Source organism: Nocardioides szechwanensis (assembly GCF_900103935.1).
Taxonomy (GTDB): Bacteria; Actinomycetota; Actinomycetes; order Propionibacteriales; family Nocardioidaceae; genus Nocardioides; species Nocardioides szechwanensis.
On sequence record NZ_FNIC01000001.1, the window covers coordinates 372,874 to 381,037 of the forward strand.

The 8,164-nt window shown below is 72.0% G+C and carries 9 protein-coding genes; all 9 read left to right on the forward strand.

Going from position 1 to position 8,164, the window contains the following annotated elements; all coding sequences use genetic code 11:
• The first annotated feature begins 1 nt into the window (after position 1).
• The 9 genes from murG (at position 2) to BLR90_RS01870 (ending at position 7,878) form a co-directional block, all read left to right on the forward strand.
• The gene (gene murG, locus BLR90_RS01830) at positions 2–1,081 is read left to right on the forward strand and encodes an undecaprenyldiphospho-muramoylpentapeptide beta-N-acetylglucosaminyltransferase (protein ID WP_091022016.1); all 1,080 of its coding nucleotides are present in this window, start codon (positions 2–4) and stop codon (positions 1,079–1,081) included.
• The gene (gene murC / locus BLR90_RS01835) at positions 1,078–2,493 is read left to right on the forward strand and encodes a UDP-N-acetylmuramate--L-alanine ligase (protein WP_091022018.1); all 1,416 of its coding nucleotides are present in this window, start codon (positions 1,078–1,080) and stop codon (positions 2,491–2,493) included. The genes murG and murC overlap by 4 nt, the downstream gene beginning before the upstream one ends.
• On the forward strand, positions 2,486–3,238 hold the full coding sequence (locus BLR90_RS01840) for a cell division protein FtsQ/DivIB (RefSeq protein ID WP_091022020.1): 753 nt from the start codon (positions 2,486–2,488) through the stop codon (positions 3,236–3,238). The genes murC and BLR90_RS01840 overlap by 8 nt, the downstream gene beginning before the upstream one ends.
• 341 nt (positions 3,239–3,579) lie before the next feature.
• Positions 3,580–4,791 (forward strand): cell division protein FtsZ, encoded by a 1,212-nt coding sequence (gene ftsZ, locus BLR90_RS01845; RefSeq protein WP_091022022.1) that lies wholly within the window; start codon positions 3,580–3,582, stop codon positions 4,789–4,791.
• A 3-nt stretch (positions 4,792–4,794) separates the two neighbouring features.
• The gene (locus tag BLR90_RS01850) at positions 4,795–5,481 is read left to right on the forward strand and encodes a purine nucleoside phosphorylase YfiH/LACC1 family protein (protein ID WP_091022023.1); all 687 of its coding nucleotides are present in this window, start codon (positions 4,795–4,797) and stop codon (positions 5,479–5,481) included.
• Positions 5,478–6,176: a YggS family pyridoxal phosphate-dependent enzyme gene (locus BLR90_RS01855; protein ID WP_091022025.1), complete on the forward strand. Its 699-nt coding sequence runs from the start codon at positions 5,478–5,480 to the stop codon at positions 6,174–6,176. Before BLR90_RS01850 ends, BLR90_RS01855 begins: the two co-directional genes overlap by 4 nt.
• Before the next feature lie 60 nt (positions 6,177–6,236).
• The gene (locus BLR90_RS01860) at positions 6,237–6,737 is read left to right on the forward strand and encodes a cell division protein SepF (protein WP_091022027.1); all 501 of its coding nucleotides are present in this window, start codon (positions 6,237–6,239) and stop codon (positions 6,735–6,737) included.
• A gap of 6 nt (positions 6,738–6,743) precedes the next feature.
• Complete coding sequence (locus tag BLR90_RS01865) at positions 6,744–7,037, forward strand: YggT family protein (protein WP_091022029.1); 294 nt, start codon at positions 6,744–6,746, stop codon at positions 7,035–7,037.
• A 103-nt stretch (positions 7,038–7,140) separates the two neighbouring features.
• A complete protein-coding gene (locus tag BLR90_RS01870) occupies positions 7,141–7,878 on the forward strand; it encodes a DivIVA domain-containing protein (RefSeq protein ID WP_245715108.1) in 738 nt (245 codons plus the stop codon).
• Positions 7,879–8,164: the final 286 nt, after the last annotated feature.

Consider the following 8,164-nt stretch of genomic DNA (forward strand, 5'->3'; position numbering starts at 1 on the left):
GATGCGCGTCCTGCTTGCCGGTGGTGGAACCGCCGGCCACACCTCACCCCTGCTCGCGACCGCCGACGCCCTGCGCCGGCTCGACCCCGGCGTGGAGATCACGTGCCTCGGCACCGCCCGCGGCCTGGAGACCAAGGTGGTCCCGGCCGCCGGCTACCCCCTGGAGCTGATCGACCCGGTGCCCCTGCCGCGGCGCCTCAACGGCGACCTGCTCAAGGTCCCGGCCCGGCTGCGTGGTGCGGTGCGGCAGGCGGCGGCGGTCATCGACCGGGTCCGACCGGACGTCGTGGTCGGCTACGGCGGCTACGTCTCGATGCCGGCCTACCTCGCTGCCCGGCGCCGCAAGGTGCCGGTCGTCGTCCACGAGCAGAACGCCGTGCCCGGTCTGGCCAACAAGGCCGGCGCCCGGGTCGCGCGCCGGGTGGCGGTGAGCTTCCCCGACACCCCGTTGCCCCACGCCGAGTACGTCGGCCTGCCGATCCGCCGGATGATCTCCCAGCTCGACCGGGCGGCCGTGCGCGCCGAGGCCCGCGCCTTCTTCGGCCTCGACCCTGACCTGCCCACCCTGGTGGTCACCGGCGGCTCGCAGGGGGCGCGCCGGCTCAACCAGGCCGTCTCCGGTGCCTCCGGCGCGCTCGGCAGCGGCGGCATCCAGGTGCTCCACGTCATCGGACCCAAGGGTGAGGCGACGCCGACGGCGACCGGCACCCCCTACGTCGTCGTCGACTTCGTCGACCGGATGGACCTCGCCCTGGCCGCGGCCGACCTGATGATCTGCCGCGGCGGCGCGTCCAGCGTCACCGAGGCAGCCGCCACCGGCGTGCCCGCGATCTTCGTGCCGCTGCCGATCGGCAACGGGGAGCAGGTGCGCAACGCGCAGCCGATCGTCGACGCCGGGGGAGCACTGCTCGTCTCCGACGCGGAGCTGACCCCCGACTGGGTCGCCGACCACGTCCCGCCGCTGGTCACCGACCCGGCGCGGCTGGCGGCGATGAGCGCCGCCGCGTCCGGCCTGATCCCGCGCGACGCCGACGACCGGCTGGCCGCGATCGTGGCCGAGGTCGCGGGAGCACACCGGTGAGGGTGGCGGTCCCCGACCTCATCACACCGGCCGACGGGCTCGGCCGGGTGCACTTCGTCGGCATCGGGGGAGCGGGGCTCTCCGCCATCGCCCGGATCATGCTGGCGCGCGGCATCACGGTCAGCGGCAGCGACGCCGTCGACAGCCCCACGCTCGAGGCGCTGCGCAACGCCGGCGCCCGGGTCTCGCTCGGCCACGAGGCCGCCAACGTCGAGTCCGTCGACACCGTCGTCGTCTCCACCGCGGTCCACGACGACAACCCCGAGTACGTCGAGGCCGTGCGGCGCGGGCTCGTGGTCCTGCCCCGCTCGGCCGCGCTGGCCTCGGTCATGGCGGGCCGCCGCGTCGTTGCCGTGGCCGGCACCCACGGGAAGACAACCACGACCTCGCTGCTCACGGTCGCCCTGCAGGCCGCCGGTGCCGACCCGACGTACGCCATCGGTGGGGATCTCGCCGAGACCGGCACCAACGCCGACGAGGGCGCCGGTGACCTCTTCGTCGCCGAGGCCGACGAGAGCGACGGCGCGTTCCTGGTCTACGAGCCCTACGCCGCCGTGGTCACCAACGTCGAGGCCGACCACCTCGACCAGTGGGGCACCGAGGAGGCCTACCGGGCCGCCTTCGACGAGTTCGCCGGCCGGGTCGACCCCGACGGATTTCTGGTCTGCATCGTCGACGACCCGGGCGCGCGTCGACTCGCCGACGTCGCCCGCGCGACCGGTCTTCGGGTCGTGCGCGTGGGGGAGGGCGACGCTGACCTGCGGGTCTCCGACCTCGCCTTCGAGGGCACCACGTCGTCCTTCACCGTCGTCGACGACGGCACCGAGCTCGGCCGGGTGACGCTGCGTATCCCAGGCCGCCACTACGTCCTCGACGCCGCCGCCGCGCTCGCGACCGGGCTCCGCCTCGGCTTCTCCTTCGACGACCTGCGCCGCGGCCTCGAGGGCTTCGGCGGCACCCGGCGCCGGATGGAGCTCAAGGGCGAGGCCGCGCAGGTGTGCGTCTACGACAGCTACGCCCACCACCCCGCCGAGATCGCCGGCGACCTCGCCGCGGCCCGGGCCGTCGCCGGCACCGGTCGCGTGGTCGTGGCCTACCAGCCGCACCTCGTCTCCCGCACCCGCCTGTTCGGGGTTGCCATGGGGGAGGCGCTCGGCGCCGCCGACGAGGTCGTGGTGCTCGACGTCTACCTCGCCCGCGAGGAGGCCGACCCTGCGGTCACCGGCGCCCTCGTGGCCGACGCCGTGCCTCTGCCCGCGGAGCGGGTCGCGTTCGTCCCCGACTTCGACGCCGTGCCCGCCGAGGTCGTGCGCCGCGCCCGACCGGGCGACCTGGTGGTCACCCTCGGCGCCGGCACCGTCACCCAGCTGGGCCCGCGGATCCTGGCACTGCTGGCGGACCGTGATGGCTAGGACTGCCCACACTCCTGAGGAGCGCGCCGCGCTCCAGACCCGGCGGCGTTTCGCCCGCCGGCAGTGGGCCCGCCGCTGGCTCGCGTGGAAGTACGTCGTGGCCGCGCTGCTGCTCGTCGTCCTGGTCGGGGGCGGCACCTACGCGGTGTTCTTCTCCGACGCCCTGGCCGCCGACGGCGTGGAGGTCACCGGCGAGCGCACCCTCACCGACGACCAGGTCCGCGAGGTCGCGCGGGTGCCGCTCGGTGACCCGCTGGCCCGGGTCGACCTCGACGCGATCCAGCGCCGGGTCGAGTCGCTGCCGGTGGTGAAGTCGGCCGAGGTGTCGCGGCAGTGGCCGCACGACGTACTCATCGAGGTCGAGGAGCGCACCGCCGTGGCCGTCGTGGAGATCGCCGGCTCGCTGCGCGGCCTCGACGCCGAGGGCATCGTGTTCGGCACCTACCGCGAGGCCCCCGACGGGCTGCCCCGAGTGCGCACCACCGCCACCACGAGCGGCGACGCGCTACGCGAGGCCGCCCTGGTGGTGGCCGCGCTGCCGAGCGACCTGGCTGCCCGCGTCAACCACGTCGAGGTGCTGACCGTCGACCAGATCGCCCTCGAGCTCAAGGACGGCCGTCGGGTCCGGTGGGGGAGCTCGGCCCAGTCCGAGGAGAAGGCCGAGGTCCTCGAGGCCCTGCTCCTCCAGGACGCCCAGGTCTACGACGTCAGCGTGCCGGGCAACCCGACGACGTCCTCCCGCTGATCCCCGAGCGACGCCGAGTCTGCGCTTGTGACTCTTGAAAAGTCGCCGAGTCGGCGCACGTGCACGACACAAGCGCCGACTCGGCGTCGTACGGCAGTGCACAAGCGCCGACTCGGGGGGTGGGGGACGTTCAGCGGCGCGGCCAGGATCGATCAAGTCCCGGCAAGGTACGGCGTGTCGCCGACTGGATGCCGACCTCCGTGCCTACTGTCATCACCACGACGAGGTTGACATAACTATAACCCTCAGCCTGAGGGTCAGGGTTCCTCACTCGTCGACTTCCCCGCAGCCGGACCCGTCCAGACCAACACTCCACAAACTTTGCGAGAGGTGAAGCCGCCGTGGCAGCTGCACAGAACTACCTGGCCATCATCAAGGTCGTGGGCATCGGCGGCGGTGGCGTCAACGCCGTCAACCGGATGATCGAGGTCGGCCTCAAGGGCGTCGAGTTCATCGCGATCAACACCGACGCCCAGGCGCTGCTCATGAGCGACGCCGACGTCAAGCTCGACATCGGCCGCGAGCTCACCCGCGGCCTCGGTGCCGGCGCCAACCCCGACGTGGGGGCGCGCGCCGCCGAGGACCACGCCGACGAGATCGAAGAGGTCATGAAGGGCGCCGACATGGTGTTCGTGACCGCGGGCGAGGGAGGTGGCACCGGCACCGGTGGCGCCCCGGTCGTCGCGCGGATCGCGCGCTCGCTCGGTGCGCTGACCATCGGTGTCGTGACCCGGCCGTTCGCCTTCGAGGGCCGCCGCCGCGCCGGTTCGGCCGACGAGGGCATCGCGCAGCTGCGCGAAGAGGTCGACACCCTCATCGTCATCCCCAACGACCGGCTGCTCTCGATCAGCGACCGCAACGTCTCGGTCCTCGACGCGTTCAAGCAGGCCGACCAGGTGCTGCTCCAGGGCGTCTCGGGCATCACCGACCTGATCACCACCCCCGGCCTGATCAACCTCGACTTCGCCGACGTCAAGTCGGTCATGGCCGATGCCGGCTCCGCCCTCATGGGCATCGGCTCGGCCCGCGGTGAGGACCGCGCGGTCGCCGCTGCGGAGATGGCCGTGTCCAGCCCGCTGCTCGAGGCGTCCATCGACGGCGCTCACGGCGTGCTGCTCTCGATCGCGGGTGGCTCTGACCTCGGCCTCTTCGAGATCAACGAGGCGGCGGCCCTGGTGGCCGACGCGGTCCACCCCGAGGCCAACATCATCTTCGGTGCCACCATCGACGACGCCCTGGGCGACGAGGTGCGGGTGACGGTGATCGCGGCCGGCTTCGACGGCGGAACGCCCAAGCGCAAGGAGGAGGGCAACGTCCTGCGTCGCGACCCCAAGCCGCAGCAGACCCAGGCCGAGACCCGCGCCGCGGCCGCCGCGGTGGCCACCCGTCGCAGCGAGGGGGAGTCCGACTCCGACCAGGCCAAGGACGCCGCCAAGGACAAGGAGCGGGAGACCGTGCTCGCCGGTGCTCGCAAGCAGTCCACGACGCCCACCCCGCGCCCGGCGGTGCAGTACGACGATGACGACCTCGACATCCCGGACTTCCTGAAGTAGGCAGTGTTCTTCTACCGGGACACGCGGGTTGGCGACGTCCACGTGGACGTCGCCTTCACCGACTCCACGGTCGACCTGCAGGAGCTGGGCCCGCGATTCGCGACCGACCTGCCCGTGGTCGAGCAGGCGTGCGGGGTGCGCTTCGCGCGGCTGGACCAGCTGCACGGGGCCGACGTCGTCGACGTCGACCAGCCCGGTCCGCCGGTGCCGGGTGACGTGCCCGACGGCGACGCGCTGGTGACCACGACCCGCGGGCTCGGACTGATGGTCCGCGTCGCCGACTGCGTCCCGGTCGTGCTCGCCGACCCCGCCGCCGGCGTCATCGGCGCCGTGCACGCCGGCCGGGCTGGGGTCTCGCTCGACATCGTCGCCCGCGCAGTGGGCCGGATGCGGGCCGCCGGGGCCGAGCGGCTGGTCGGCTGGATCGGTCCGCACGTCTGCGGTGGGTGCTACGAGGTGCCCGACGAGCTGCGCGCCGAGGTGGCCGCGGCGCAACCGTCGACCTTCGCCCACACCACGTGGGGCACGCCCTCGCTCAACCTGGGGGCCGGCGTCCGCACCCAGCTCGAGACCGCGGGCGTCGACGTCGTCGAGGTCGGCGGCTGCACCCTCGAGGAGACCGGGCTGCACTCCCACCGCCGCGACGGCGCCGAGGCGGGCCGCTTCGCGGGCCTGGTGTGGATGTCATGAGCCGCCGAGACGAGATCGCCGCCAACCTGGCCACCGTGCAGGGCCGGATCGCCGACGCCTGCGCCGGAGCCGGGCGCGACCCCGCCGAGGTCTCACTGGTCGTCGTGACCAAGTTCTTCGCGGCCTCCGACGTCCGGCTGCTCGCCGACCTCGGCGTCACCGACGTCGGCGAGAACCGCCACCAGGAGGCCGAGGCCAAGGCGGCCGAGTGCGCCGACCTCGGCCTGCGGTGGCACTTCATCGGCGGACTCCAGAGCAACAAGGCGGCGGCGGTCGCCCACTATGCCGACGTCGTCGAGTCGCTCGACCGCGTCAAGCTGGTCGGCCCCCTCGACCGGGGCGCGGACGCCCGCGACCACGAGGTCGAGGTGCTGCTCCAGGTGAGCCTCGATCCGCCCGGAGCCGAGCACCGGTCGGGCGCCGACCCTGCCGACCTGGCGGCGCTCGCCGACGCCGTGGTCGCCTCGGACCGGTTGCGACTGCGCGGCCTGATGGCCGTCGCGCCGCTCGGTGAGGACCCCGCCGCGGCGTTCGCCCGGTTGGTCGAGGTGCAGGGTCAGCTACGCACGCAGCACCCCGACGCGACCTGGCTCTCGGCGGGCATGAGTGGCGACCTGGAGCAGGCCGTCACAGCAGGCGCGACACACGTGCGCATAGGCTCCGCGGTCCTCGGAACGAGGCCCCGGTTCAAGTAGTGTCCACATCAGAGAAGGCGCGTCCCTACAGGGCGCCCGACGTTTCGAAAGGCTTCAGCCATGAGCGGTGCGATGCGCAGGATCGGTGAATACCTCGGCCTGCTCGAGGACACCGGTCGTTACGACGACTACGACGGCGACGACTACCACACCCAGGAGACGATGCCGGTGTCCACGGGGCGTGCCCCGCGGGTCAAGGAGTCGCGTCCGGCCGCCGTCGCCGACCTCTCCGAGCGTCGCCGTCACGCACCCGGCCCCGGCCCCTCCGGCGTGGTCGCCGAGCTGTCCCGGATCACGACCCTGCACCCGCGCACCTACAACGAGGCGCGCACCGTCGGTGAGAACTTCCGCGAGGGCGTGCCGGTGATCATGAACCTCTCCGAGATGGACGACGCCGACGCCAAGCGACTGGTCGACTTCGCTGCCGGCCTCGTGTTTGCGACGCGTGGCACGATCGAGCGCGTCACCAACAAGGTGTTCCTGCTCTCCCCGCCCAACGTCACGGTCGCCGCCGAGGACAAGCAGCGGATCGCCGAGGGTGGTTTCTTCAACCAGAGCTAGGAAATCGTGGAAATTGCTGGACGGATCATCGATGTCGTCCTCTGGGTCTTCATCGGGATGCTCTGGGTCAGGTTCATCGTCGACTGGGTGCAGGTCTTCGCGCGTTCCTGGAGTCCGCGTGGCGTTGTCCTGGTCGTGCTCGAGGCGGTCTACTCCGTCACGGACCCGCCGATCAAGGCGCTGCGTCGGGTGATCCCGCCGTTGCGTCTGGGCAACTTCGCCCTGGACCTGAGCTTCATCATCGTGATGATCTCCGCCTACGTGCTGCGATTCGTCAACGCGTCGCTGCTCCTGTCCTGACGCCGGGTGCCCCTGGGGTGACGCCACGTCACACCAGTCCCACGTCAGGCGCTATTGTTCGACGGACACGTACTGCTCGAACCGATCAAGAATGGGTGAGGTCATGCCGCTGACGCCTGAGGACGTGAGCAACAAGCGATTCACGCCTGTCCGGCTCCGTGAGGGCTACGACATGGGCGAGGTCGATCAGTTCCTCGACGAGGTCGAGGCCGAGCTCGCGCGGCTGACCAAGGAGAACGACGACCTTCGGTCGAAGCTCTCCTCGGCACAGAGTGGCGCTCCGTCGCCCGCCGAGACGGCGCCGCAGCCGGTCGTGACCGAGAAGGTTCCCGAGCGTGAGCCGGTGCAGGTCGCAGTGCCTGCCGCTGAGGTGGCTCCGCAGGAGACGATCCGAGTCGAGACCGTGCCCCAGGCGTCCAACGCCGCGGCCCGGTTGCTCGAGATCGCCACCCGCAACGCCGACGAGCTGGTCGAGGACGCCAAGAACCAGGCCGACAAGATCGTGGGCGAGGCCCGTACCAAGGCCGAGCGCCTCGAGGCCGAGTCCAAGAGCAAGGCCGACCGGCTCGAGTCTGACGCGCGCACCCGCTCGCAGATGCTCGACGCCGAGACCGCCGAGCGCCGTCAGCAGCTCTTCGGAGACCTCGAGAAGGAGCGCGACAAGCTCAGCCTCGACGTCGAGAACCTGCGGTCCTTCGAGCGCGAGTACCGCTCGCGGCTCAAGAGTTACTTCACCCAGCAGCTCGAGGCGCTCCAGGGTGCCTCCGAGTCTGCGCCCACGGGCGATGAGGCTCCGGCACCCAAGCGTCTCCGCTCGATCCTGGGGGAGGAGGAGGGCTGAGCCTCCTCTGAACAGCGCTACCGGACGGCCGGCCCCACTCGGGGCCGGCCGTCCTGCTTTCGGTGCGCCTGTTTGAGCCGCCCCCGCACACCGGCTACCCTCCGTGCAGCCGTGATGTCAGTCACGGATGTCACGGCCAGAGGGAGGCCCGTTCCATGGCTCGCAGCACTAGGAAGTCCCTGGCCGGTCAGGCCGCCTCCGCGGCCCGCAAGGTGATCTCGCGACGTACCGCCAAGTCGGCCGCACCCGCGAAGAAGGCGGCCCCCGCGAAGAAGGCGGCCCCCGC